Raw genomic sequence first — 23,601 nt, 5'->3', positions numbered from 1 at the left:
GATGAAACAGAGTGTGGCAAACTGTTTCTTCACTCCGATTAAACCCCGCGGCTTTAGCGGCGGAAACACGCCTGAGATAAAACAAGATGAAATGGCTTTGTGTGGTGAGTATGTTGTCCGGTCTGGCCCTCAGTCCGGCTTTTGCGCAGGAAACGCCGATAACGCAGGGCATTCACGCCCAGCAGCGCGACGCCTTCGTGTCCAATTTGATGAAGCAGATGACGCTGGAAGAGAAGATCGGCCAGCTGCGGCTGATCAGCGTCGGGCCGGATAACCCGAAAGAAGCGATCCGCGAGGGAATTCGCAAAGGGCAGATCGGCGCCATCTTCAATACCGTCACCCGGCCGGATATCCGGGTGATGCAAGATCAGGCGATGCAGCTCAGCCGCCTGAAAATCCCATTGTTCTTCGCCTATGACGTGGTGCACGGTCAGCGCACCGTGTTCCCGATCAGCCTGGGGCTGGCGGCCAGCTTCGATCTGGAAGCCATCGCGCTCAGCGCCCGGGTCGCGGCGCAAGAGGCCAGCGACGACGGCCTGAACATGACCTTCGCGCCGATGGTCGATATCACCCGCGATCCGCGCTGGGGCCGGGTTTCCGAAGGCTTCGGCGAAGACACCTGGCTGGTCTCGAAAATCGCCAAGGTGATGGTCGACGGTTTCCAGAACGGCGATCCGGCCAAACCCGGTTCGGTGATGGCCAGCGTCAAGCACTTTGCATTGTACGGCGCCGTCGAAGGCGGCCGCGATTACAACACCGTCGACATGAGCCCGCTGCGCATGCATCAGGACTATCTGCCGCCTTATAAAGCGGCGGTGGACGCCGGCAGCGGCGGGGTAATGGTGTCGCTCAACGCGATCAACGGCGTGCCGGCCACCGCCAACCCGTGGCTGCTGAAAGATCTGCTGCGCGAGCAGTGGGGCTTTAAAGGCATCACCATCAGCGACCACGGCGCGATCAAAGAGCTGATTAAACACGGCGTGGCCGCCGATGCGCGCGACGCGGTGCGCCTGGCGATCACCTCCGGCGTCGACATGAGCATGAGCGACGAGTTTTACGACAAATACCTGCCGGGCCTGGTGAAAGACGGGCTGGTGTCTGAAAGCGATATCGACCTCGCCTGCCGCGACGTGCTGAACACCAAATACGACATGGGGCTGTTCACCAATCCTTACGTGCATTTGGGCCCGGCGGGTTCCGATCCGCAGGACACCAACGCCGAAAGCCGCCTGCACCGCGCCGAAGCGCGGGTGGTGGCGCGCAAGACGATGGTGCTGCTGAAGAACGATAAGCAGACGCTGCCGCTGAGCAAGCAGGCGACCATCGCGCTGGTCGGGCCGATGGCCGACAGCCAGCGTGACGTGATGGGCAGTTGGTCGGCCGCCGGGGTGGTCAAGCAGTCGGTCACCCTGCGTGAGGGGCTGGAGCGGGCGGTGGGCGACAAGGCGCGCATTCTGTACGCCAAGGGCGCCAACGTCACGCAGGATAAAGGCATCATCGACTATTTGAACGAGTATGAGCCGGCGGTGGCGTTCGATACCCGTTCGCCGCAGCAAATGATCGACGAAGCGGTACAGGCGGCGAACAAGGCCGACGTGGTGGTGGCGGTGGTGGGGGAATCGCAGGGTATGGCGCACGAGGCCTCCAGCCGCGCCGACATCACGATCCCGCAGAGCCAACGCGATCTGATTGCCGCGCTGAAAGCCACCGGCAAGCCGTTGGTGCTGGTGCTGATGAACGGCCGGCCGCTGGCGCTGAGCTGGGAGAGCGAGCAGGCGGACGCGATGCTGGAAACCTGGTACAGCGGCACCGAGGGCGGCAACGCGGTGGCGGACGTGCTGTTCGGCGATTACAACCCGTCGGGCAAGCTGCCGATGACCTTCCCGCGCTCGGTCGGCCAGATCCCAATGTACTACAACCACCTGAACACCGGCCGGCCGTTCGGCAAGGAGAATCCGGGCAAGTACACCTCGCGCTACTTCGATTCGCCGAACGGCCCGCTGTATCCGTTCGGCTACGGCCTGAGCTACACCACCTTCAGCCTGTCGGACCTGAAATTGTCCAGCCCGACGATGGCGCGTAACGGCAAGTTAACCGCCAGCGTCACGCTGAAGAATACCGGCAAGTACGACGGCGCCACGGTGGTGCAGCTGTATCTGCAGGACGTGACCGCCTCGGTCAGCCGCCCGGTGAAAGAGCTGCGCAACTTCAAGAAAGTGACGCTGAAGGCCGGTCAGTCGCAGCAGGTTGAGCTGCCGATTAGCGAAGACGATCTGAAGTTCTACAACGCCAGCCTGAAATGGGGGGCGGAGCCGGGCAAATTCAACGTGTTCGTCGGCCTGGATTCCGACAACGTGCAGGCGCAAAGCTTTACGCTGAAGTAACCTTTTCCCCCTCTTTCACTGCGGTGGGAGAGGGGGCATCCATCCCTTTCCGCTAACGTCACCGGAGCTTGCCTCATGAAACGCTATCTGGACTGCAGCGCCAGCGATCTGGCCGATATCGGCAAAGCCGATCTGCTCTATGCCATCCGCGCCAGCGAAGGGCGCATCTTGGTCAGCGAAACCATCGCGGTCACTCAGCCGCTGCTCAATAACGTCACCAACGCCGAACTGGCGGCCAGCCAGGGCGCCGACCTGCTGCTGTTGAACCTGTTCGACGTCGATCGTCCGCATATCGCGGGCCTGCCCGCCGACGTGTCGCCGCAGGAGGCGCTGCGCACGCTGCAGCGCCTGACCGGGCGGGTGATCGGGGTGAACCTGGAGGCCGTCGATCCGGCTTTCGCCACCGAACATAACGACTTCTGGCAGATGACGGCGGGCCGCGCCGCCACCGCCGAGAATGCCCGCAAGCTGTATCAGCTCGGTGCGCGCATGCTGGTGCTGACCGGCAACCCGAACAACGGCGTCAGCAATCAGGCGATCGCCGCCGCGCTGAAAGCGATTCGTGATGAAGTGGGCGACGAGATGGTGCTGGTGACCGGCAAGATGCACGGCGCCGGCATTGTGCGCGAAAGCGGCAGCCAGCTGATCGGCGAGCAGGACATCGCGCTGTTTGTGGAAAACGGTGCCGACATCGTGCTGTTGCCGGCGCCGGGCACCATTCCCGGCATGTCGCAGGAAAAAGTGGCGGCGCTGATCGCCTATGCCCAGCGGCAGGGAGCGCTGGCGATGACGGCGATCGGCACCTCGCAAGAGGGGGCCGACGTGCAGACCGTGCGGCAGATTGCGCTGATGAGCAAAATGGCCGGCGCGGACCTGCACCATATCGGCGATACCGGCTATCTGGGGCTGGCGCTGCCGGAAAACATCTTCGCCTACAGCGTGGCGATTCGCGGCGTGCGCCACACCTACAGCCGCATGGCGCGTTCGGTGAACCGCTAAGCCTGGGTTTTTTGCGCCGTCACGATGCTGTAGTAGCCGAGCGACGGCAGTAATTGAGCAGGCCCGACGCCGACGTCGAGCAGTTGGTCGGCGATATCCAGCGCCGAGCGAGGGGGGGCAGCGCGGCCAAACGCTGGCCGATCCCACGCTCAGGCTGGGTATGGCGTGGGTAAAACGCCGCATTCTGTCGGCGTCGAGCGTATGCGCTTCGAACAGCTCCTGCTCGTCGTAGATCGGCGAGGTATTTTTTCTGATGGCGTTTTCCAGGTTTTTCAGCGAGAAAATCTCGCTGTTTTCAATCATCAAATCCCAAAAATAACCGAAGTAATGCGGGTTGTTTTTTAACAAAAAGGTTTCCGCTTCCGGCTAGAGAGAGAATGTATCGCCGTCTCTGGCGATCAATTTCAATGCCAATAGCGCCATGGCCAACGTTTCCGCTGGGCGTCTTTCCAGATTGGCCTGAGTGCATATATTGGCCAGGCTGCGGGGGGCTGAGCAATAAACTCAAAGATGCCCAAGCGGTACGCAATAAGCACCGCCGGATAAAGATATAAATTCATCGTGATATCGAGAAGGGTTTTATCGTCGCATTGCGGCGGCCGGACGGAAGGGTTCAAGCGAATCCCCTTCCACTATGGCATGGCGCGTCTTAACAGGCTATGCCACGCCGGGGCGGGTTGGCAAAGTGCGGAACGTGATTGACCGCGGGCCAACGATTTCGTTACGAATAATTCCATGATGAGACTATTTTAAATTTGAATTGAGCGCGGTCAATGTCGAACGTAAAAAACTGACGCCGGGAGGAGGTAATAACCCCACCATGCGTTTTTATTTTATTAGGCGCTAACTTAACCACAGTTATTAACGCGTTAGTGTTGTGTTAATCTAGGCCGCCGTTATATCGTAGCGGTATTCACATTTTTTTGTGAATAATTAAAAATTAACTACTTCATTATTAAAACGAGATAACAATGAAAAAGAGCATTCTGACCGGCATGATTGCCGCGACTCTGGGCCTGTTTAACACCGCCAATGCCGAAGGGATGGATCCTGCCGCGTTGAAGAACGTCTATGACATCACGCGTAATACCGCCGGGCTGATGTCCTACTGCGTCGATAAAGGTTTCCTGAAAGCGGAGAGCATCGACAATGCCAAGAAAATGGTGGCCTACGTGGCGGCTATTCCGGGCGGCGTTGATACCCGCGACGGCGACAAGCGTGAAGCGATGGGGCGTGAAGGCAATGTGCTGAACGACGACGGCAAAGTGGTCGCGTTGGAGAAGGAAGCACCGCAGGGGCTGCAGGCGTGGTGCCAGCAGGCTGACGAAGGGATCCGCCAGGGCCTGACGTCTATCGGCCAATAAGCGCTTTTCACGCGCTCGTTCTGGTGCTCAGGATCTGCCGGCGTTCCGGCGGATCCGTTTCTTTCCCATCGTTATCTCCTCGTTTTTCTTCCTGTATACATGGCATAGGGTTTGATCTCGCTGATTGTTTCGCCATGCTCATCGCTATATTATTAGATATATAACGATAATCAACCGGTCACTGCCATGTTTAGCTTTCTCCCGCGCCTGATGCTGGCGCTCGCGTTGTTCTCTACCGCCGCCCTGGCGGATCGCCAGGTCACCGATCAGCTCAACCGTCAGGTCACGCTGCCCGATCACATTACCCGTGCCGTGGTGTTGCAACACCAGACGCTGAACCTATTGGTGCAGCTTGATGCGATGCCGCAGGTGGTCGGCGTGCTTAGCAGTTGGAAAAAGCAGCTGGGGCCAAACTACCTGCGGCTGGCACCGACGCTGGCAACCCTGCCGATGCCGGGCGATCTGACTTCGGTGAATATTGAAAGCCTGCTCGGCCTGCATCCACAGGTGGTGTTTGTGGCCAACTATGCGCCGCCGGAAATGATTGCACAGATCGAACGGGTGGGCATTCCGGTGGTGGCTATCTCGCTGCGCCGCGAGGCGGCCGATCAGGCGGGCAAAATGAACCCTCAACTGAGCGATGAAGATCGGGCCTATACGCTGGGGCTGCAGGACGGTATTCGGCTGATTGGCGAGGTGATGGAGCGTCAGCCTCAGGCCGAAGCGCTGATTAAGGACGTCACTCAGCAGCGTGCCCTGGTCGCCGAACGGCTGGGCACGCTGCCGGACGATCGGCGGGTGCGGGTGTATATGGCCAACCCCGATCTCACCACCTACGGTGCCGGCAAATATACCGGGTTGATGATGCGGCACGCGGGTGCGCTCAACGTGGCGGCGAAAGAGATCCAGGGGTTTAAACAGGTCTCTATCGAGGATGTCCTGAAGTGGGATCCGGCGGTGATTTTCGTGCAAGAACGCTACCCGGACGTGGTGAAACAGATCCTGACGTCACCGCAGTGGCAGCCGATTGACGCGGTGAAGAATAAGCGGGTCTACCTGATGCCGGAGTACGCCAAGGCCTGGGGATATCCGATGCCGGAGGCGATGGCGTTGGGTGAGTTGTGGATGGCGAAAAAACTTTACCCGCAGCGTTTTGCCGATATCCATCTGCAGCAGCGGGTCGATACTTACTATCAACGCTATTACCGCGCCACCTGTTGCCAGAGCGGGCAATGAAGCTGGGTTGGTTGGCGCTGCTGACGCTGTGCTGCGCGCTGTTTTCGCTCGGTGTTGGCCGCTTTCAGGTGCCGATTACGCACAGCCTGATGATTTTGCTGGAGCCGTTCACCGGGCAGCATTATGCAGGCATCGATGCTGTCCAACGCCAGGTGATCCTGGGGGTGCGCGTGCCGCGGGTGCTGTTGGCGATGGGCGCCGGCGCGGCGCTGGCCCTGTGTGGCGCGGCTTTGCAAGGCGTCTTTCGCAACCCGCTAGTCGATCCGCATATTATCGGCGTGTCTTCCGGCGCGGCCTTTGGCGGTACGCTGGCTATCCTGCTCAGCCTGCCGTTGGCGGCGCTGCTGCTGTCGGCTTTTGTTTTCGGCATGGCGGCGCTGCTGTTGATTTTCACCCTCACCAGCGCCATTGCACGGCGCAATATTCTCTCGTTGGTACTGGCGGGGGTGATCCTCAGCGGTTTTTTCTCCGCCTGCGTCAGCCTGATGCAATATCTGGCGGATACCGAAGAGAAGCTGCCGAGCATTGTATTTTGGCTGCTCGGCAGCTTTGCCACCGCCGATCGGCAAAAGCTGCTGATGCTGTTTTTGCCTTTGCTGTTGGCCGGCGGCTTGCTGCTGGCGCTGCGCTGGCGCATCAATCTGCTGTCGTTAGGCGATGAAGATGCCGGTGCGCTCGGCGTCAACGTTGAGCGCACCCGCTGGCTGATATTGACGCTGTGCGCCGCCATCGTGGCCGCCCAGGTGGCGGTCAGCGGCAGCATCGGGTGGGTCGGCTTGGTGATCCCGCACGTCGCAAGACGGCTGGTGGGGCCGGATCACCGGCGCCTGTTGCCGGCTTCGCTTTGCCTGGGCGCCCTGTACATGCTGTTGATCGACGATTTGGCGCGTACGTTGAGCAGCAGCGAAATCCCGCTGGGCATTTTGACTGCGCTGATTGGCGCGCCATTGTTCGCACTGCTGCTGCGCCGCGCGCAAGTGAGAGGCTGGCATGACTGACACGTTATTGGCCGCCAGGGGCGTGAGTTTTGCCTGGCCTGGCGGGCCCCCGCTGTTCCAACACCTGGAGATTCAGCTGCGGCGCGGCGAAGTGCTGGCGGTATTGGGCCCGAATGGGCGCGGTAAAAGCACGCTGCTGCAACTGCTGTTAGGCAGCCTGACGCCGCAATCCGGCGAGATTGAGCGCTGCGGCGAGATGGGCTTTGTCCCGCAGCACTTTTCGCCGCCGTTTGCCTACCGGGTGCTGGATATCGTGTTGATGGGGCGGGCACGCCATGTCGGCCTGTTCCGTTCACCGTCAGCCAAGGATCATCGGCTGGCCAGAGAAGCGTTGCAGTCGTTGGATTTGCAGCACCTGGCAGAGCGCGAGTTTGGCAGCCTGTCCGGCGGCCAACGCCAGTTGGTGATGATCGCCCGCGCATTGGCAATGCGCTGCGAGGTGTTGATTCTGGATGAACCGACTTCGGCGCTGGATCTGCATTACCAGGATCGGGTGTTGAGCCTGATGGCGCGCCTGGCGCGGGAACAGCAGTTGGCGGTGGTGTTCTCCACGCATCAGCCCAACCATGCACATGCGGTGGCGGATCGGGCTTTGCTGCTGGGCAAGGAAGGGCGCAGCCAGCTCGGTGCCTGCCGCGAGGTGTTAACGGCACATTCCCTGTCACCCTTGTTCGGCCTGGCGATCGAACGGGTGCCGCTGACGGTGGCGGGCCGCCGCTACGCGACGCTGGTGCCGCTGTATCGCAGCCAATTGGAGCGACATGATGAGTGATATCCTGCTGTTTGCCGCCGGCAGCCTGCGGCTGGCGTTTACGCCGCTGCTGTCGGCATTTCAGCGCGACACCGGGCAAAAGGTTTCGGCGGAATTCGGCCCGGCGGGGTTGTTGCGCCAACGGATAGAGAACGGCGAGCGGCCACAGCTGTTCGCCTCGGCCAACGTGGCGCACCCGCAAAGGTTGGCGGATCTCGGGATGGCGGGGGCGGTGCAAGTTTTTGCGCGCAATCGGCTCTGCGTGACGGTTCGCAACGTGCCGGCATTAACCGAGCGTCCGCTTCCTGAGGTATTGTGCGATCCGCGCTGGCGGCTGGCCACTTCGACACCGGGAGCGGATCCTTCCGGCGATTATGCGCTGCAGCTTTTTGAACGCTGCGAGCAATACTGGCCAGGGCAGGGGGAAGCGCTACGCCGCCGGGCGTTACCGTTAGTCGGCGGGATAGATTCTGCCCCGGTGCCGGCAGGCCGACTGGCGGCGGAATATCTGATAGCCGGCGGGCAGGCAGATATTTTTCTCGGCTACGGCAGCTATGCGCCGGCGTTGGCGGCCTACCCGGCGTTGGCGGTGCGGCCGCTGGCACCACCGTTGGATATCGAGGCGGATTATGGTTTATGCCTGTTGGATGACGGTGCGCAGCGGTTGGCCGCATTTATCTTGAGCGAACAAGGGCAGGGCATACTGAGCCGACACGGATTTATGAGGCGTACGGAATGACTCGCCGGGCCTGGCGGCCCGGAGAATCTTACCAGAACAGCGGCGTGGTGTTTTCAGCCAGAAATGCCAGCAGCGTTTCGTTGACCGCCGCCGGTTTTTCCTTGTTACTGATATGCCCGGCGTTGGGGATCAGCACATGTTGGCAGCCGAGAAGATCCGCCATGCGCTGGCCCTCTGCCGGTGGGCGCGGCTTATCCTGTGCGCCGGTAATGACGATGCTGGCGGCGGTGATGTGTTCCAGCAGCGCCAGCTTGTCGGGGCGGCCAAAGATCATCCGGCCCAGCGGTACGATGCTCTCGCGCAGGCGATCGGCAGGCAGGCTCTGGAGCTGACACAACAGCGATTGCAATAAGGCATCGGGGACATCATCGGAATAAAACAGCGACGCGACATGTTCCAGCAGGGGCGACGTGATGGCGCCGGCCTGCTCCACGGCGGCCAACATGCCCATATAGCGCTGCCGCGCTTCTGGGGTTTCGTCGCCCAGGTAGCTGTCCAGCAGCGCCAGCACTTTCACCCGCTCCGGCGCCAGCGCCGCCAGTTCGGCGCCCCACATGCCGCCGACGGACAGGCCGACGATGCCGAACTCTTCGATATCCAAACGATCCATCAGCGCCAAATGGTCGGCGGCGATATCCGACAGGCTGTTTCGCCCGGGCGGCAGCGCCGGTGAATCGCCGTGGCCCCAGAGATCCGGCACGATCAGGCGGTAGCGTTTAGCCAGCGCTTCAAACTGCGGCGCCCACATATTCAGATCGAACAGATAGCTGTGGCCCAGCAGCAACGGAAAGCCCGACCCTACGTCGAGGTAATGGAGGGATTTGCCCATCGTTGGCATCTTATCGGTTCCTTATATAAAGAGAGTCCCGGCTGCTTATATCACACTCATATTCAACCTGCGGTATTAATTTACCTTAAATTACTCAGGTGGAGGCTTATTTTTAATTATCCATTGCTAACAAGACGTCAATGAAAGGTGACATTAAGGATAATATTCTGGTCGATGCCAGAGCCTTGGTTTATGCTGGCGCTCCTTTCGGTATGGAATAGATAAACAGGGCGTCGCGATGAAAAGACTTTTCAGACTATTAATTATTTTGCTTGTCATTTTGCTGCTGGCGGCGGTGCTGTGGTGGTTCTTTGGGCGCGGCAATCCGAATGCGCTGTGGCAAATCGTCAGCCAACAGTGCGTGCCCAATCAGCAGCAAAACCACGATCCGGCGCCCTGCTTAAAGGTTGATTTAACCGAGGGTTATGTGCTGTTTAAGGACAGCAAAGGCCCCTATCACGATCTGGTGATGCCGACCGAAAAGGTCAGCGGCATCGAGAGCCCGATATTGCAAGCGGATCGGACGCCGCCTTATTTCTCCCAGGCCTGGAATAATAGGGAACATATATCCGGCGAGCTGGGTAAACCGTTAAAAGATGCATGGGTTTCTCTGGCGGTCAATTCGAAATATGGCCGCTCTCAAAATCAGCTGCATATTCACGTTGCCTGCTTGCGCCAGGATGTCTATAACGCGCTGGGGGAACAGGCGGAGCAATTAGATCAACAGTGGCGGCCGCTGGCGGTGAAATTAGTCGGCCATCACTATCTGGCCAGAAAATTGGCGGGCACCGATTTAACCCAGGAAGATCCTTTCCGCTTGTTGCAAAACTACGTGGTCGAGCAGGGCGACAGCATAGGCAATTACGGCCTGGCGCTGGCGGTCAGCCCGCAGGGCGAGATGCTGCTGTTGGCAAACCGTTTGAAGTTGACCGATCTCAACCTGGGCTCGGCCGGTGAAATTCAGGACTACCGGTGCAAGGTGGCGGGGAACTGAATTTTTCTTATCGCTCCCCGTCGTGGGGGAGCGTATGCCGTGCGATACGAACTAACCAAGTGTATTAACTCGTTTTTACTTTATTTTCCCTCATCTGCTTGATCCTGTTCTCATGTTCGATCTACTATTTGTTTGCACAAGCAAATAAATAATCGAGAGCAATCCGATATGCCACAACCACGTAAACTCCCTGCTGCGCTGGGCATCCATCTGGATGTGACCAATCGCCTGTGGCGCACGGCGATGGACCAGTCGGTGAAAATGACCAATCTGACGCGCCCGCATTGGCTGGCGCTGAGTGCGATTGCCGACTTGGGGGAGGGCTGCACGTTGAAAGACGTTTCGCAGCATTTGAACGCCGAAGTCTCGACGATGTCGCGCGCGCTGCTGTTTCTGGAAAAAAATCGGCTTATCGCTCGCGATGCTCTGTCCGAAGATAAGCGCGCCAAAGGCGTGAGAATGACCGAGGCCGGGCAGGAGATGCTGGCGCAGTTGGATCATTCCAGCCAACAGGCGCGGCAAAAGCTGCTTAGCGGTATTTCGGCCGACGATCTGGAGGCTTTTTACCGCGTATTGTTTGGCATCAAACATAACGCGATAGCGATGCTCGAACAGGACAATCTGTTGCCGGACGAGTTTGCGCTGTTGGCGGAGGAGCGAGCGGGGGCGATGAAGCCGGAAGGTGAAGCGTGAACGGCCGCTGGCGGAGAGCACAACAGCGGTGCGTTATCGCGTTGGGGATCTTCTCCTGCTCGGTCTTCGCCAGCCAGAATGACCAACAGGTCATCGCACGGGGAAAATACCTGGCTACCGCCGCAGATTGCGCGGCTTGTCACCGCGGCAGCGCCCAACAGGACGCCCCCTATGTCGGCGGTTATGCCATCGCTTCGCCGATGGGCGACATCATCGCCAGTAATATCACGCCCGCCAAAGGAACCGGCATTGGCGACTACAGTGAACCGGAGTTTCGCCGCGCCTTAACGCAGGGCATTCGGCGGGACGGTCAACCCTTGTATCCCGCCATGCCCTATACCGCTTATCAGGGGTTGAGCGATGACGATCTGCACGCGTTGTATCGCTATTTTATGGCCGGGGTCGCACCGGTCGATCGTGCGGTGCCTGAGACCCAACTGAGGTTCCCTTTTTCCTGGCGTTATGCGATCCACGGCTGGAACTGGCTGTTTCTGAAAAAAACGCCCGTCGATGCAGACGAGAAGAAGGCGCGTGGTCGCTATCTGGTGGATGTGTTGGGGCATTGCTCGGCGTGTCACAGCCCACGTAATGGGATGATGGCTGAACGCGACGATCGCTACCTGGCGGGCGGGGAGGCAGGCGGTTGGATCGCGCCGAATATCACCTCGGATCCCGTGAGCGGCATCGGCGGCTGGAGCCGGGAAGAATTGGTGCAGTATCTGCGTACCGGGCGCAATGACAAAGCCCAGGCGGCCGGCGGCATGGCGGAGGCGGTGGAGCATAGCCTGCGTTTCCTGAGTGACGATGATCTCGACGCTATCGCCGATTGGCTTAAACAAACGCCGCCGATCGTCACCGTACAAGGAACGAAAGCGGCCTATCACTATCAGGGAGGCGGCCAAGGCGACCCTGCTGGGCAGGCGCTGTATGCCGCTGCCTGCGCCAGCTGCCATCGCCTGGGCGGCGAGGGGGCTTACGACGGCCATTTCCCTTCTTTGACGCACAACTCCACCGTAGGCAGCGAGCAGGCCAATAACCTGATCATGGTGATGCTGCATGGCGTGCAGCGCCAGGGGGAGACGCTGCAGACCTGGATGCCGGGGTTCGCCGATAGCCTGGATGACCGGCAACTGGCCGAGTTGGGCAATTACGTATTGCAGCAATTCGGCAATCCGGCGGTCAGGATAACGCCGGAGCAAGTGGCTCTGCAGCGGGCGGGCGGTGAAAAACCGTTGTTGATTGCGTCATTGCCTTATGTGTTCTGGGGCGGCGTATTGCTGGTATTGATCGTCATTGGGGCGTGGGTGAAACGTCGGGTGAAGCATTGATCCAAGAGAGGATGGCATGAAGTTCAATTTGAACGGCCAGGCGGTCGAATTTAACGGCGAGCCGGATACGCCGCTGCTGTGGGTGATCCGAGAACATTTTAAGTTAACCGGCACCAAGTTCGGCTGCGGTATTGGCGCCTGTGGCGCCTGTACGGTACATGTCGACGGTAAGGCAGTGCGTTCATGTTGCTATCCGCTGCAATTGGTGCGCGATCGGCAGGTGACCACCATCGAAGGGCTGTCCCTCGATCGCCGTCATCCGGTGCAGCAGGCCTGGATTGCGGAGGATGTGCCGCAGTGCGGCTACTGCCAATCAGGCATGATCATGGCGGTCAGCGCGCTGCTGGCGGAACACCCGAGGCCGGACGATCGGCAGATAGATGCGGGCCTGACCAATCTGTGCCGCTGCGCCACCTACCACCGGATCCGTGCGGCGGTGCACCGCGCCGCGGACAAGGGAGGATCTTGAGTATGGCGATCACCCGCAGAACCTTGATAAAAGGCAGCGCGTTGGCAGTGGCCGCCATGCTGCTGCCGATATCGACGCGCAGCCTGGCGGCCGTGGTTTCACAGGACGTGACGCCACCGGACGGTCAGCATGAATTGAACGATTGGATCTGGATCGATCGCGATGGGCGCATCGTTATCGGCGTGTCGCAATGTGAGGTCGGGCAGGGGATTTACACCGGCCTGGCCGAAGTGGTGGCGGCGGAGATGGATGCCGATTGGGCGCAGGTGACGGTGAAATTCGTCACCGGCCGTGACGCTTATCGTCAGGTTGCCGGGGGCGAGGCTTTCGCACAGTTTGTCGCCGCCTCAACCTCCATGACCAAATTTTATCAGCGTGCCCGGCTGGCCGGCGCACAGGCGAGAGATTTTTTTCTGCGGGCCGGCGCAAAACATTTCGCGCTTTCACCGGCGCAGTGCCGCACGGAGAAAGGCTGGGTGCTTGAGAAAGGCGGGCAGCGCAAGGTCGCCTACGGCGATCTGGTGCGCTATGCCGCCGAGCTGCCGTTGGATCCGCAGCCTGGTTTAAAGAGTGAGGCGCAAGAGCGAGAGAGTGTCATTGGCAAGCCGCTGTTGCGGGTCGATACGCCGGAGAAAGTGGACGGCAGTGCGATTTACGGTATCGATATCGACTTGCCGGAGATGCTGATCGGCGTTCCCTGGATGGTGCCCGATCTCAGCGGAAAGCTGGTCGCCGTGCGCAATGAACGGCAGATTCGGGCCATGCCGGGCGTAGTGGATCTGGTGTTGACCCGGCAGTGGTCGATGAACAACATGGTCGGATTGGATCACGATATGTCGCTCAATACGGTGATCGTGGTGGCGGCGAGCTACTGGCAGGCCAAAAAGGCGGCGGATTTGCTGGAGGTCGACTGGCTGCCGGGCACAGGAAAAGCGCTGACCGATAGTGCGATTGCGGCAGAGAATCTGGCGATGCTGGATGGCGATACGCTGGTGCCGGCGGTCGATCGCGGCGAGGCGTCGGCGTTGATTTGTGGCGCTGAACAAGGTTCACGCTTGCATGAGGCGCGTTACAGCGCACCTTATGTGGCGCACGCCACCCTGGAGCCTTGCAATGCCACCAGCCATTACGGCGAGGGCCGTATCGAAACCTGGGGCCCTTTCCAGGGCCAGGACATGGTACGCAACGTTCTGGCGAAAATGTTCGGGCTGAAGCCGACGGATGTGGTGGTGAATACGACCTATCTGGGGGGCAGCTTTGGGCGCAAATATCTGCCGGATGCCGTGATGCATGCTACCGCCGCCTCCCGGGCGGTGGGGAAACCGGTCAAAGTGATCTATCCGCGCGAGATCGACATGCGGCATGAATACTATCGTCCGGCCTGCATCAGCCATTATCGGGCGCTGTTGGATGAAAACGGCTACCCGCAGGCGCTGTGGGCGCGCTATGCCGGGCAGTCTCTCTTCTGGCAAATGCGGCGCGAAACGGTCAATGAGGCCGGGGGATGGGATGAAAGTATGGTGGAGTGCGTTTACAGCACGCCGTATCGCATCCCACACCTGAAGGTGGAGGCCGGCATCGTCGAACAGCCGATCTCCCTGAGCTATCTGCGCGGTGTCGGCAGCGTCGCCAGTCTGTTCTTTTTGGAAAGCTTTATCAGCGAACTCAGCCATAAGGCCAACCGGGACGAATATTCGTATCGGCGGCATCTGTTGCAGGACAGCCCGGAAGCGTTGCGCGTCCTGGACGCCACCGCGGCGGCGGCCGGTTGGCAGCATGAACCGCCGTCGGGCGTTTATCGCGGTATGGCGTGCAATATTTGGGTCGGCCGCAATAACGCTTTCACCACCTACGTCGGTTTGGTGGTTGAAATCGCCATCCAGGGGGGGCGACTACGGGTGCTGCGCGCGGTATGTGCGATTGACTGTGGCAAGGTGATAAACCCGAACCTGGTGCGTGCCAACGTAGAGGGCGGCATCGGCTTTGCGCTGACCACCTGTCTGCACAGCGAGCTGCATTTTGAACGGGGCGGCGTGGTGGAAGGGAATTTCGATCGCTATCCGCTGCTCGCGATCGCCGAAATGCCCAAGGTGGAGGTCGTGGTGCTCGATAGCGCGCGTGCACCGCAGGGATGCGGGGAAGTATCGACTGCGGTGGTCGCCCCGGCGATAGCCAGCGCGCTGCATAAGGCCACCGGCAAAACCTATCGTACTATGCCGTTCCCACGCGAGTTCTCGTCGGTGTAACGGCAGCCGCCGGTTTGGCCAGCCGGCGGGCCGTGCGGTCAGAGCTTTTTCAGCAGTTCCAGCAGTTGCGCTTCGCTTTTCTCCGCCAATCCGTCGATCGCCAGTTTGATGATGTCGGAACGGGTGATGCGCACGATGCCGTTGCGCGCCGCCTGCACGATCACTTCATCGATAGCCTCAATGTGGTTGTCCGTCAGGCTGACGGAGATCGCCTTATAGGTGCGCTTGCGGCCGGCCGGTTTGGCTTCTGGCGCGGGCGCCGCGACCGGCAGCGTGTGCGAGGTGGCGCTGTTGATGAATTCGTCTTCCGACATGCGGTGGGTGGGGGTGCGTTTTTTCACAGGATCACCTCTTTCACCAGGCATTCAATTTCGCTCTGCGCCTTTTCGTTGTTCGCCTCGTGCACGGTGATGGCTTCACCCCAGGCGTCACGGTAAATCTTGCGGTCGCACAGGCGGTTGCTCACCAGGGTGAACTCCGGGTATTCGCTCAGCACCTGCGCCGCTTCGTTGGCTTCATTAATGAAGATATTGGTCGGGCACATGTTCAATACGATGTAGCCTTTGACCTTCTCGTTGTATTCCTGCGCGGTGGAGAACATCTCCGACAGATAGCCAATGGTGTCGAGATCCATCTGCGAAGGGCGCAGCGGCGAGAGGAACAGATCGGCGGCCAGCAGGCCGGAGCGCAGTTCGGCGCTGTCGCGACCGGCGGTGTCGACGATCACGTAGTCGTAATGGCGATCGAGCTCCAGCAGCGTTTCCTTGATTTTACCCGACGCGGCCACCACCGGAATGTGCGGCAGCCCCTCGACGTTCTGACGGTCGTTGTACCAGGTCATGATCGACTTCTGGTCGTCGGCATCGACGATGATCGCCGTCTTGCCTTGCTTAAGAATCAGATACCCGGCGATGTTCACCGCTTTCGTCGACTTGCCGACGCCGCCTTTTTGCGAGCCAATCAGGACAATCATGCTGCCATCTCTCAAGTTATTAAGCTGATAACTTATTAAGTTAATGTGCTTATTAGGTTGATAATCAAACAGGTTAACAAGAACAACTCGCGAACAATATGCACCAACTGCGGCGGCTTGCCAAGCCAGTATGTTGTTAACTGCGCAGCTTATTTTGCGGTGAATCGGCCGGGTGGGTAAGTAGGAATTCTCTGGGAAGTGGCGGAACGGAAGAGAGTTTTTGTTAATTTAACAGCTTAATAAGTTAGTGGCTCATTAAGCTGTCGATGGCGTTACTTCTTCATCATCGCCTTCAGGTTGGCGAACGGGTTGTGGGTGGCGACGCCGATATCTTTCTGAGCGTCTTCACCGGCCACCACCGTTGAACCGTATTGATCGGCCTCGGTGTATTTCGAGTGCTCGTGGTCGTGACAATACAGGCACAGCATTTCCCAGTTGCTGCCGTCTTCCGGGTTGTTGCTGTGATCGTGATCGATATGGTGCACCGTCAGTTCGCGCAGGTTGGAATAAACGAATTCGCGTGAGCAGCGCCCGCACACCCAGGGGAACAGTTTCAGCGCTTTTTCGCGGTAGCCGGTTTCCAGCTTCGCATAGTTTTTGGGGATATAGGCCATGGTGGTTGTCCGTCGTGAATCGCTATGCGGCAAATAATACCACACTGCGTGCGGCTACAACGTGCGGCTCATCTTGCCGTTGTCAAAAGTCTCCACCGCCCAGTCGATAAACGCCCGCAGCTTGCCGCTGAGGTGGCGATTGGACGGGTAGACCACGTACATTTGCTCCGGCGGCGGCTGCCAATCGTGCAGCAGACTGACCAGCTCGCCGCTGTCGAGGTGCGGCTGCGCCATAAACCGATAGATCTGGATGATGCCCAATCCGGCCAGGCTCGCCGCCAGCAGCGCGTTGCCCTCATTGATGCTGACCGGGGAGCGCTGTTGAATGGCGATCTCTTTGCCGTGTTCGGCATAGCGCTGCGGGTGGATGCGGTCGTTAAGCGGGTGGCGATAGTGCACCATCGGAAAACCCTGTTCCAGATCGCACGGGTGGCGCGGCGTACCGTGAAGCGCCAGGTAGGCTGGGGTGGCGCAGCTGACCCAGTCCAAATCGAACAGGCGCCGGGCGATCAGGCTGGAGTCGGCCAACGGACCGCTGCGGATCACGCAGTCGGTGCTGTCGCTGATCAGATCGATCACGCGGTCGCCGACGCTCAGATCGATCTGTATCTGCGGATAGCGTGCCAGAAAGTCGGGCAGTGCCGGCAGCAGTAAGCGACGTGCGGTGCCACCGCCGGTGTCGATACGCAGCACGCCCTGCGGAGAGCTTTGCGATTCGGTCAGGCAGCCTTCCATCTGCTCCAAATCCGCCAGCCATTTCACCGTATTCTGGTAATAGCATTCACCTTCGCGGGTGACCGACACGCTGCGGGTGGTGCGCTGAAACAGCTTGGTCTGCAGGTGATCCTCCAGATTTTGGATCAGCTTGGTGACCGTCGCTTTCGGCATGCCCAGCGAATCGGCGGCGCGGGTAAAGCCGCCGGTTTCCACCACGCGGTTAAATACCCGGATAGCGAGCAAATGATGGTCCATAGGTTCTCAACACCATGCCCCGGCGGTGGCCGGGGCATGTTTCTGCAGATAGATAATGATTAACACTGTTTAGCGCCAATCGCGCCGGAGCGCAAGCTGAGGCCGAACACCAGCGTGGCGGAGAGGATCAGCGCGCCGCCGAACAGCATCGCGCTGCTGACGCCCTGCCAGTCCACCACTTCACCGCCCAGCAGTGCGCCGGAGGCCAGCGCGATCTGGATGACGCACACCAACAGCGCCTGGCCGGCTTCCGGCGCCTGCGGCACGGCGGCGAACATCCAGTTGGTGGCGCACACCGGGACGGCGCCAAAGGCTAGCCCCCACACCAGCACCATCAGCGTGGCGCCGGCGAGGCCGCTGAGCAGCGGCGAAACGATCAAAATGCCCGCCAGCATGGCGGCGATCAGAATAAAGGTGGCGCGCAGGCTGTATTCCCCCAGACGCTCGCCGAGGAAAGTGCCCAGCAGGCCGATGGCGCCATAGGCCAACAGCTGCAGCGAGATCGCCGACGGGCTGAGCACGAACACCTGTTGCAGCAGCGGCCGCAGGTAGGTGTAGGCGGCGAAGTGGCCGATGAACAGCAGCACGATGGCGATCAGGCCGATGCGCGCCATCGGCAGGCGCAGCGGCAGCACCAGATCGCGCGGCGTGACCGGCCGGGAAGGCGGCACCGAGGTCAGCAAACGCAGCTGCGCCAACAGCACGCCGACCGCCAATGCCGCACCGCCGAAGAAGGCGGCGCGCCAGCCGAACAGATCGCCGATCAGCGCCCCGGCCGGCACGCCGCACACCGCGCCGACCGAGATGCCGCTGAGGATCAGCGCGGTGGCGCGGCCCTGGCTGGCTTCCGGCACCAGATGGCGGCCGTAGTTGGCGGCGAACGACCAGAAACCGCCGACGCAGATGCCCAGCAGCACGCGGCCCAGCAGCATCATCGGGAAGTTGACGGCCAGCGCCGCCACCAGGTTGGACACCATCAGCAGCAGCGACAGCCCCAGCATCAGTAAACGCCGATCCAGACGGCCGGAAATCAGGCTCAATGCGGGAGCGGCCACCGCCGCCACGATGCCGGGCATGGTGACCATCAGCCCGGCGGTGCCGGTGCTGACGCCAAGTGAAGGGGCGATGTTGGTCAGCAGGCCGATCGGCAAGAACTCGGTGGTGACCATGACAAAACAGGCGACCGTCAGCGAAAAGATCGCCGGCCACGGGGATAATGCAGAGTTATCTTTATTATTCAGCATAATGCCGCTCGTCTCAGGTGAATGCGCAGGCCGCGCTCGGGGCGCGGCGTGATCAAAGTCACAATCTACGGCAGGCCGAAGGCGCAGATAAATCCATCTGCGGTGGTTACACTGTTTCTGAAGGGAAACAATCGCGGCGGCGAGTGAAAACGCGGCTCGCGCCGCGCCTAAGAGAAAGGAATAAAACGGCATAAGGTTATGACCGAATGCCGCGTGGCGCTTATAGCCCCGGCGCTTTCCACAGCGAGGTGGTCAGGCCGTTGTCCACCAGCGTCAACTGATCGGCGTAGACCCGCCGCCAGGTTTCTTTCTGTTCCTGATACAGCGCGTGGTGGGTCATGTCCGGCTGATGCTCGCGCTCCCAGCGCACCAATCGCTCGCCGGTTTCGGCCAGCGACTCGTATAACCCGGCGCCGACGCCGGCGGCGATCGCGCAGCCCAGCGCGGTGGCCTCTTTCACCACCGGTACCCGCACCGTCAGCCCGGTGACGTCGCTGAGGATCTGACTCCACAGTTTGCCCTTGGCACCGCCGCCGGCGAACACCAGCGAGCGCGCCTGCACGCCGGAGAAGGCGGCGATCTGCTCCAGATTGCAGGCGGAGACGATGGCGGCATTTTCCTCCAGCGCGCGGAACAGCGTCTGTTTGTTGCAGCGCTCCGGATCGATAGACATGTTGATGAACGACGGCGCCGCGTGATACCAGGTTTTGAAATGCATGGCGTCGGAAAAGATGGGCATCACGCCGTAGGCGCCCGGCGGCACTCTGGCCGCCATCTCTTCCAGCAGGCTATAGGCATCGACGCCCAGCCGCTCCGCCAGCAGTTTCTCTTCGGCGCAGAACGCGTCGCGGAACCAGCGCATGGTCAGGCCGGTAAAGAAGCTGATGGATTCTGCCTGCGCCATGCCGGGAATGACGTGAGGGTTGATGCGGATGTTCATCTCCGGATCGATGGCCGGCTCCGGCAGGTTGACGATTTGCTGCCAGAAGGTGCCGCCGAGCACCGCCGTCTGCCCGGCGCGCACGATGCCAAGCCCCAGGCTGCCGAGCTGCACGTCGCCGCCGCCCATCACCACCGGGGTGCCGCGCAGCAGCCCGCTTTCCTGCGCCGCCTGTTCGGTGACGCACCCCAGCACGCTGCCGGTCTCTTTCACCGGCGACAGAATATCGGCGCGCAGCCCGGCCATATCGAGCAGCGCCGGCCGCCAGTCACGGCTGCTCAGATCCAGCATGCCGGTGGTGCCGGCGTTGGAAGGATCGACCGCCAGCTCGCCGCTCAGCATGTTGGCCAGCCAGTCGCTGATCATGGTCAGCGTCGCCGCCTGGCGATAGATGTCCGGGCGGTGGTGCGCCAGCCATAGCAGGCGCGGCATGGCGCTCAGCGCCAGCGTCTGGCCGGAGTATTGATATACCTCGCGTTCGAAGCCGTGGTTGTGCAGCTCTTTCAGTTCACTGACCTCATGGCTGGCGCGCGCATCGACGTTGGCACAGGCCCAGATCGGCACGCCGTTGCGATCGTACAGAACGATGCCTTCGCGCATCGAGCAGCAGGCCACCGCGCGGATCGCCTGAGCGCTCAATCCAGCGCGTTGCATTGCCTGGCGGATGCACTGGCAGGCCAGCTGCCAGTTGCGGTTGAGGTCAAACTCCATTGAGCCGGGTACGCCCGGCACCGCCAGGTGTTGCCACTCCGCCTGGCCGTGCGCGATCTGGTTACCCGCCAAATCGAAGATCACGGCGCGAATGCTGCCTGTTCCTGCATCCAGCGCCATCAAGTAGTTATCCATAGCCTATGCTCTCAGGGGGAGGAGTGTTAACTATAGATGCCGCCGTCTTCCCTCGCCGGGGGTGGGGTGGGCATCGCCGGTGCGATTTGTGAGCCAGGCGGCAAAATTGCCGTTGCGGCAGGGCAATCGACGGGAATGAACCTATGGTTGGAAAGCGCCATGCTACGGCGCGCCGTTCAAACAAGGAGCTGTCATGCACGTCACATTGGTAGAGATCAACGTTAAACAGGACAAAATCGACGAATTTATCGACGTTTTCCGCGCCAATCATCTGGGGGCGATCGAAGAGCCGGGCAACCTGCGCTTCGACGTGCTGCAGGATGAGCATATTCCGACGCGGTTTTACATCTACGAAGCCTATCGCGACGAGCAGGCGGTGGCGGCGCATAAGCAGACCCCGCATTACCTGCAGTGCGTGGAGAAGCTGGAAGCGCTGATGACCGGCCCGCGCAAGAAAACCACCTTTATCGGCCTGATGCCGGAATAAGCGCCGGCGTTTGCCGGTGTCCATGTCCCCGGTTTGGTTGTAATCTGCAAGGTAAAGCGAATTTTCAATGGGATAAGCGGGGCGAGGATGACATTGCGCGATCGGCTGTTGGCGCTGTTGGTGGTGGTGATCTGGGGTGTGAATTTCGTCGTCATCAAGTTCGGTTTACAGGGCATGCCCCCGTTTCTGCTGGCTGGGATGCGCTTTTTGCTGGTGGCGTTGCCGGCGATCTTCTTTATTCCGCGCCCGACGATCCCGTGGAAATGGCTGTTGCTGTACGGCATGACCATGAGCTTCGCGCAGTTCGCGTTTTTGTTCGTCGCCATCAAGGTGGGCATGCCGGCGGGGCTGGCCTCACTGGTGCTGCAGGCGCAGGTGTTTTTCACCCTGCTGTTGGGTGTCGTGCTGATGGGCGAAAAGCTGCGCGTCAACCATTTCGTCGGCATTGCTATCGCCAGCGGCGGCATGCTGGTGCTGGCGCAGGCCAGCCTGCATAAGCCGGGCAGCGGCGCGGTCCCCCTGGCGGGCCTGCTGCTGACCCTGGCGGCGGCGTTTTCCTGGGCGCTGGGCAACCTGACCAACAAGAAGATCCTGGCCGGTTTCCCGCAGCGCAACATTTTGTCGCTGGTGGTGTGGAGCGCGCCGATCCCGGTCGTGCCGTTCCTGGCCTGCAGCTGGCTGTTCGACGGCCCGCAGGTGGTGCTCGCCAGCCTGAGCCATGTGCAGGTCGGCACCTGGCTGGCAATTGCCTATCTGGCGTTCGCCGCCACGCTGTTCGGTTATTCTGTGTGGGGCAGCCTGCTGGGGCGCTACGAAACCTGGCGCGTCGCGCCGTTGACGCTGCTGGTACCGTTGGTCGGGCTGTTCGCCGCCTGGCTGCTGCTGGACGAAGCGCTGTCGCCGGCGCAGTTCGGCGGCGCATTGCTGGTGCTGGCCGGCATGGCGGTCAACACCTTTGGGCTGCCGCGCCGCCGGGCCGTCGCCGTGCGCTAAATTGAACAGGGCAATTCTGTTCAATACGTTGTCGGCGCGGCCCGGCACTCTGGCACCTGTGAATATTTTCTCAGGTGCCCATCATGAATATCTACTTTTCCATGGCCGCGTTCGCGCTGGCGGCCTCCATCACCCCCGGCCCGGTCAACATCGTCGCATTGAGCGCCGGGGCGCAATTCGGCTTTGGCGCGACCCAGCGTCACGTATTCGGCGCCACGCTGGGGTTTACCCTGTTGCTGTTACTGCTGGGATTGGGCATGCACCAGCTGCTGATCCTGTGGCCGGCGTTGACGCGCTTGATTCAGTGGGCCGGCGTGGCCTTCCTGCTGTTTATGGCCTACCGGCTGGCGTTTGACGACGGCAGGCTGGGCAACGGCGCGGCGCAGGCGCCTTCCTGTTGGTACGGCGCGCTGATGCAATGGCTGAATCCCAAGGCATGGTTGGCGTCGGTGGCCAGCCTCGGCGCTTTTGTCGGCGACGGCGACATCCGGCTGCTGTGGCAATTCGCCGGGCTCTACTTCGTGATTTGCTATGCCTCGGTGGCCTGCTGGGCCTATGTTGGTGCGATGCTGCGCGGCCTGCTCAGGCAGGCGCGCAACGTACAGCGTTTCAACCGCGTGATGGCGGCGTTGCTGGCGGCCAGCGCCTGCTATCTGTTGGCGGAGGGTTTTTGATACTGGCCGGGCGTGGCGGCCAGCAGCTGTTTGAAGGTGCGCTGAAAGTGCGCCTGATCGGCAAAGCCGCTTTCGCTGGCGGCCGCGGCGATCGGCAGGCCGCTTTTCAATAGCCGATGGCCGTGCTGCACGCGGCGATTGACCAGATAAGCGTGCGGCGTCATGCCGTAACGCTGGCGGAAGGCGCGGATCAGGTAAGAGGGCGAGAGCGCGGCGGCGCGGCAAATATCGTCCAGCGTCAGCGGCCGGGTGCAGTGCGCGTCGATAAACGCCGCCGCCGCTTCCAGTCGGGCATGCGGCGGTGTCTCCGGCTGGCGGCCGCTGCCCAGCCCGAGCTGCAGGGCGCTGAAATACTCCACCATGGCGATCTGTTTTTCCAGCGCGCTGCACAGCGGATCCGTCAGCAGCGCATAAAGCCGATTCAGGCCGTGGAACAGCACCGGATCGCGGCTGAGCGGCTGGCTGAACGGAACAAAACGCTCGCCTTCGCCCCCGAGCAGCTCCTGCTGCAGCGCGCCGATCCAGGCGAGATCGAGATAGAACATGATGTATGACCAACGGCGGTCGGCGATCGGATTACAGGCGTGCGCCTGCTGCGGGTTGATGACAACCAGATCGCCGGCGCTAACCTGCATGCGCCGCTCGCCGTTGACATAGGTGCTGACGCCGCCGGTGATGGCACCGATGGAAAAGAATTCGTGGCTGTGCAGGCTGTAACACGCCTGGCGGCCATCCGCGATGGCGCGGGCTTCGACGAACGGCAACTGCGGATCGCGCCAGAACTGCGGCGTTTTTTCACTCATACGCTTTCCTTTTCACTGCGGTGGC

The 23,601-nt window shown here is 60.8% G+C and carries 23 protein-coding genes; 15 read left to right on the top strand and 8 right to left on the bottom strand.

All coding sequences use genetic code 11. The annotated features are described in order from the left end of the window. The first annotated feature begins 86 nt into the window (after nucleotides 1–86). The 7 genes from bglX to BVU99_RS21440 all read left to right on the top strand — a co-directional run bounded on the left by bglX (nucleotide 87) and on the right by BVU99_RS21440 (nucleotide 8,471). Complete coding sequence (gene bglX, locus BVU99_RS21475; RefSeq protein WP_099816729.1) at nucleotides 87–2,384, top strand: beta-glucosidase BglX; 2,298 nt, start codon at nucleotides 87–89, stop codon at nucleotides 2,382–2,384. 75 nt (nucleotides 2,385–2,459) lie between these two features. Further along, complete coding sequence (locus BVU99_RS21470; protein ID WP_043136840.1) at nucleotides 2,460–3,383, top strand: PEP phosphonomutase; 924 nt, start codon at nucleotides 2,460–2,462, stop codon at nucleotides 3,381–3,383. A gap of 971 nt (nucleotides 3,384–4,354) precedes the next feature. Then, entirely contained in the window at nucleotides 4,355–4,747 is a 393-nt protein-coding gene (locus BVU99_RS21460) for a hypothetical protein (protein WP_025301979.1), read from the top strand. A gap of 186 nt (nucleotides 4,748–4,933) precedes the next feature. After that, the gene (locus BVU99_RS21455) at nucleotides 4,934–5,983 is read left to right on the top strand and encodes an ABC transporter substrate-binding protein (RefSeq protein ID WP_099816730.1); all 1,050 of its coding nucleotides are present in this window, start codon (nucleotides 4,934–4,936) and stop codon (nucleotides 5,981–5,983) included. Next, nucleotides 5,980–6,981, top strand: coding sequence for an iron ABC transporter permease (locus tag BVU99_RS21450; RefSeq protein WP_099816731.1), 1,002 nt, complete (start codon nucleotides 5,980–5,982; stop codon nucleotides 6,979–6,981). The genes BVU99_RS21455 and BVU99_RS21450 overlap by 4 nt, the downstream gene beginning before the upstream one ends. Continuing rightward, nucleotides 6,974–7,753: an ABC transporter ATP-binding protein gene (locus BVU99_RS21445; RefSeq protein ID WP_099816732.1), complete on the top strand. Its 780-nt coding sequence runs from the start codon at nucleotides 6,974–6,976 to the stop codon at nucleotides 7,751–7,753. Before BVU99_RS21450 ends, BVU99_RS21445 begins: the two co-directional genes overlap by 8 nt. Further along, nucleotides 7,746–8,471, top strand: coding sequence for a substrate-binding domain-containing protein (locus BVU99_RS21440; protein ID WP_080433003.1), 726 nt, complete (start codon nucleotides 7,746–7,748; stop codon nucleotides 8,469–8,471). The genes BVU99_RS21445 and BVU99_RS21440 overlap by 8 nt, the downstream gene beginning before the upstream one ends. 28 nt (nucleotides 8,472–8,499) lie before the next feature. Here the strand turns inward: BVU99_RS21440 and BVU99_RS21435 are convergent, their stop codons facing one another. Further along, nucleotides 8,500–9,300: an alpha/beta fold hydrolase gene (locus BVU99_RS21435; RefSeq protein WP_099816733.1), complete on the bottom strand. Its 801-nt coding sequence runs from the start codon at nucleotides 9,298–9,300 to the stop codon at nucleotides 8,500–8,502. Nucleotides 9,301–9,538: 238 nt separating this feature from the next. Here BVU99_RS21435 and BVU99_RS21430 point away from each other — a divergent pair, with 238 nt between their 5' ends. From BVU99_RS21430 to BVU99_RS21410, 5 genes are all read left to right on the top strand, one after another. Beyond that, nucleotides 9,539–10,294 carry a CDP-diacylglycerol diphosphatase gene (locus tag BVU99_RS21430; RefSeq protein WP_043136850.1) on the top strand — a complete coding sequence of 252 codons (756 nt, stop codon included), beginning with the start codon at nucleotides 9,539–9,541 and terminating at the stop codon, nucleotides 10,292–10,294. 168 nt (nucleotides 10,295–10,462) lie between these two features. Then, entirely contained in the window at nucleotides 10,463–10,987 is a 525-nt protein-coding gene (locus tag BVU99_RS21425; protein ID WP_049208938.1) for a MarR family transcriptional regulator, read from the top strand. Next, nucleotides 10,984–12,315: a cytochrome c gene (locus tag BVU99_RS21420; protein WP_233494384.1), complete on the top strand. Its 1,332-nt coding sequence runs from the start codon at nucleotides 10,984–10,986 to the stop codon at nucleotides 12,313–12,315. The genes BVU99_RS21425 and BVU99_RS21420 overlap by 4 nt, the downstream gene beginning before the upstream one ends. 16 nt (nucleotides 12,316–12,331) lie before the next feature. Further along, nucleotides 12,332–12,784 (top strand): (2Fe-2S)-binding protein, encoded by a 453-nt coding sequence (locus BVU99_RS21415; protein ID WP_043136855.1) that lies wholly within the window; start codon nucleotides 12,332–12,334, stop codon nucleotides 12,782–12,784. A 2-nt stretch (nucleotides 12,785–12,786) separates the two neighbouring features. Further along, nucleotides 12,787–15,030, top strand: a complete 2,244-nt coding sequence (locus tag BVU99_RS21410) for a molybdopterin cofactor-binding domain-containing protein (RefSeq protein ID WP_099816734.1) — start codon at nucleotides 12,787–12,789, stop codon at nucleotides 15,028–15,030. A gap of 38 nt (nucleotides 15,031–15,068) precedes the next feature. Here BVU99_RS21410 and BVU99_RS21405 read toward each other — a convergent pair whose 3' ends face one another. The 6 genes from BVU99_RS21405 to lsrK all read right to left on the bottom strand — a co-directional run bounded on the left by BVU99_RS21405 (nucleotide 15,069) and on the right by lsrK (nucleotide 20,619). Next, nucleotides 15,069–15,371 carry a hypothetical protein gene (locus tag BVU99_RS21405; RefSeq protein ID WP_025301990.1) on the bottom strand — a complete coding sequence of 101 codons (303 nt, stop codon included), beginning with the start codon at nucleotides 15,369–15,371 and terminating at the stop codon, nucleotides 15,069–15,071. Continuing rightward, nucleotides 15,368–16,003, bottom strand: coding sequence for an AAA family ATPase (locus BVU99_RS21400; RefSeq protein ID WP_025301991.1), 636 nt, complete (start codon nucleotides 16,001–16,003; stop codon nucleotides 15,368–15,370). The genes BVU99_RS21405 and BVU99_RS21400 overlap by 4 nt, the downstream gene beginning before the upstream one ends. Before the next feature lie 272 nt (nucleotides 16,004–16,275). Then, nucleotides 16,276–16,617: an HNH nuclease YajD gene (gene yajD / locus BVU99_RS21395; RefSeq protein WP_004939576.1), complete on the bottom strand. Its 342-nt coding sequence runs from the start codon at nucleotides 16,615–16,617 to the stop codon at nucleotides 16,276–16,278. 54 nt (nucleotides 16,618–16,671) lie between these two features. Next, nucleotides 16,672–17,589, bottom strand: a complete 918-nt coding sequence (locus BVU99_RS21390; protein WP_099816735.1) for a LysR family transcriptional regulator — start codon at nucleotides 17,587–17,589, stop codon at nucleotides 16,672–16,674. Between the two features lie 59 nt (nucleotides 17,590–17,648). Further along, on the bottom strand, nucleotides 17,649–18,833 hold the full coding sequence (locus BVU99_RS21385; RefSeq protein ID WP_049295219.1) for an MFS transporter: 1,185 nt from the start codon (nucleotides 18,831–18,833) through the stop codon (nucleotides 17,649–17,651). A 220-nt stretch (nucleotides 18,834–19,053) separates the two neighbouring features. Then, nucleotides 19,054–20,619, bottom strand: coding sequence for an autoinducer-2 kinase (gene lsrK, locus BVU99_RS21380; RefSeq protein ID WP_025301994.1), 1,566 nt, complete (start codon nucleotides 20,617–20,619; stop codon nucleotides 19,054–19,056). A 193-nt stretch (nucleotides 20,620–20,812) separates the two neighbouring features. On the opposite strand from lsrK, the gene lsrG reads away from it, so the two are divergent. From lsrG to BVU99_RS21365, 3 genes are all read left to right on the top strand, one after another. After that, a complete protein-coding gene (gene lsrG / locus BVU99_RS21375) occupies nucleotides 20,813–21,106 on the top strand; it encodes a (4S)-4-hydroxy-5-phosphonooxypentane-2,3-dione isomerase (RefSeq protein ID WP_033642299.1) in 294 nt (97 codons plus the stop codon). 87 nt (nucleotides 21,107–21,193) lie between these two features. After that, a complete protein-coding gene (locus BVU99_RS21370; RefSeq protein ID WP_049295220.1) occupies nucleotides 21,194–22,099 on the top strand; it encodes an EamA family transporter in 906 nt (301 codons plus the stop codon). Between the two features lie 83 nt (nucleotides 22,100–22,182). Next, the gene (locus tag BVU99_RS21365; RefSeq protein WP_049295221.1) at nucleotides 22,183–22,773 is read left to right on the top strand and encodes a LysE family translocator; all 591 of its coding nucleotides are present in this window, start codon (nucleotides 22,183–22,185) and stop codon (nucleotides 22,771–22,773) included. Here the strand turns inward: BVU99_RS21365 and BVU99_RS21360 are convergent. Beyond that, nucleotides 22,749–23,576 (bottom strand): AraC family transcriptional regulator, encoded by an 828-nt coding sequence (locus BVU99_RS21360; RefSeq protein ID WP_099816736.1) that lies wholly within the window; start codon nucleotides 23,574–23,576, stop codon nucleotides 22,749–22,751. The two genes, BVU99_RS21365 and BVU99_RS21360, sit on opposite strands and share 25 nt — an antisense overlap. Nucleotides 23,577–23,601 lie beyond the last annotated feature (25 nt).

The sequence above is a fragment of the Serratia sp. OLAL2 genome (assembly GCF_002752475.1).
Taxonomy (GTDB): Bacteria; Pseudomonadota; Gammaproteobacteria; order Enterobacterales; family Enterobacteriaceae; genus Serratia; species Serratia bockelmannii.
This window is presented reverse-complemented; position numbering and strand designations above follow the sequence as displayed.

Bases quoted from the DNA above. Each gene is read 5' to 3' on its own strand.
- bglX (WP_099816729.1), top strand. From the start codon at position 87: ATGAAATGGCTTTGTGTGGTGAGTATGTTGTCCGGTCTGGCCCTCAGT.
- BVU99_RS21470 (WP_043136840.1), top strand. From the start codon at position 2,460: ATGAAACGCTATCTGGACTGCAGCGCCAGCGATCTGGCCGATATCGGC.
- BVU99_RS21460 (WP_025301979.1), top strand. From the start codon at position 4,355: ATGAAAAAGAGCATTCTGACCGGCATGATTGCCGCGACTCTGGGCCTG.
- BVU99_RS21455 (WP_099816730.1), top strand. From the start codon at position 4,934: ATGTTTAGCTTTCTCCCGCGCCTGATGCTGGCGCTCGCGTTGTTCTCT.
- BVU99_RS21450 (WP_099816731.1), top strand. From the start codon at position 5,980: ATGAAGCTGGGTTGGTTGGCGCTGCTGACGCTGTGCTGCGCGCTGTTT.
- BVU99_RS21445 (WP_099816732.1), top strand. From the start codon at position 6,974: ATGACTGACACGTTATTGGCCGCCAGGGGCGTGAGTTTTGCCTGGCCT.
- BVU99_RS21440 (WP_080433003.1), top strand. From the start codon at position 7,746: ATGAGTGATATCCTGCTGTTTGCCGCCGGCAGCCTGCGGCTGGCGTTT.
- BVU99_RS21435 (WP_099816733.1), bottom strand. From the start codon at position 9,300: ATGGGCAAATCCCTCCATTACCTCGACGTAGGGTCGGGCTTTCCGTTG.
- BVU99_RS21430 (WP_043136850.1), top strand. From the start codon at position 9,539: ATGAAAAGACTTTTCAGACTATTAATTATTTTGCTTGTCATTTTGCTG.
- BVU99_RS21425 (WP_049208938.1), top strand. From the start codon at position 10,463: ATGCCACAACCACGTAAACTCCCTGCTGCGCTGGGCATCCATCTGGAT.
- BVU99_RS21415 (WP_043136855.1), top strand. From the start codon at position 12,332: ATGAAGTTCAATTTGAACGGCCAGGCGGTCGAATTTAACGGCGAGCCG.
- BVU99_RS21410 (WP_099816734.1), top strand. From the start codon at position 12,787: ATGGCGATCACCCGCAGAACCTTGATAAAAGGCAGCGCGTTGGCAGTG.
- BVU99_RS21400 (WP_025301991.1), bottom strand. From the start codon at position 16,003: ATGATTGTCCTGATTGGCTCGCAAAAAGGCGGCGTCGGCAAGTCGACG.
- yajD (WP_004939576.1), bottom strand. From the start codon at position 16,617: ATGGCCTATATCCCCAAAAACTATGCGAAGCTGGAAACCGGCTACCGC.
- BVU99_RS21390 (WP_099816735.1), bottom strand. From the start codon at position 17,589: ATGGACCATCATTTGCTCGCTATCCGGGTATTTAACCGCGTGGTGGAA.
- BVU99_RS21385 (WP_049295219.1), bottom strand. From the start codon at position 18,833: ATGCTGAATAATAAAGATAACTCTGCATTATCCCCGTGGCCGGCGATC.
- lsrK (WP_025301994.1), bottom strand. From the start codon at position 20,619: ATGGATAACTACTTGATGGCGCTGGATGCAGGAACAGGCAGCATTCGC.
- lsrG (WP_033642299.1), top strand. From the start codon at position 20,813: ATGCACGTCACATTGGTAGAGATCAACGTTAAACAGGACAAAATCGAC.
- BVU99_RS21370 (WP_049295220.1), top strand. From the start codon at position 21,194: ATGACATTGCGCGATCGGCTGTTGGCGCTGTTGGTGGTGGTGATCTGG.
- BVU99_RS21365 (WP_049295221.1), top strand. From the start codon at position 22,183: ATGAATATCTACTTTTCCATGGCCGCGTTCGCGCTGGCGGCCTCCATC.
- BVU99_RS21360 (WP_099816736.1), bottom strand. From the start codon at position 23,576: ATGAGTGAAAAAACGCCGCAGTTCTGGCGCGATCCGCAGTTGCCGTTC.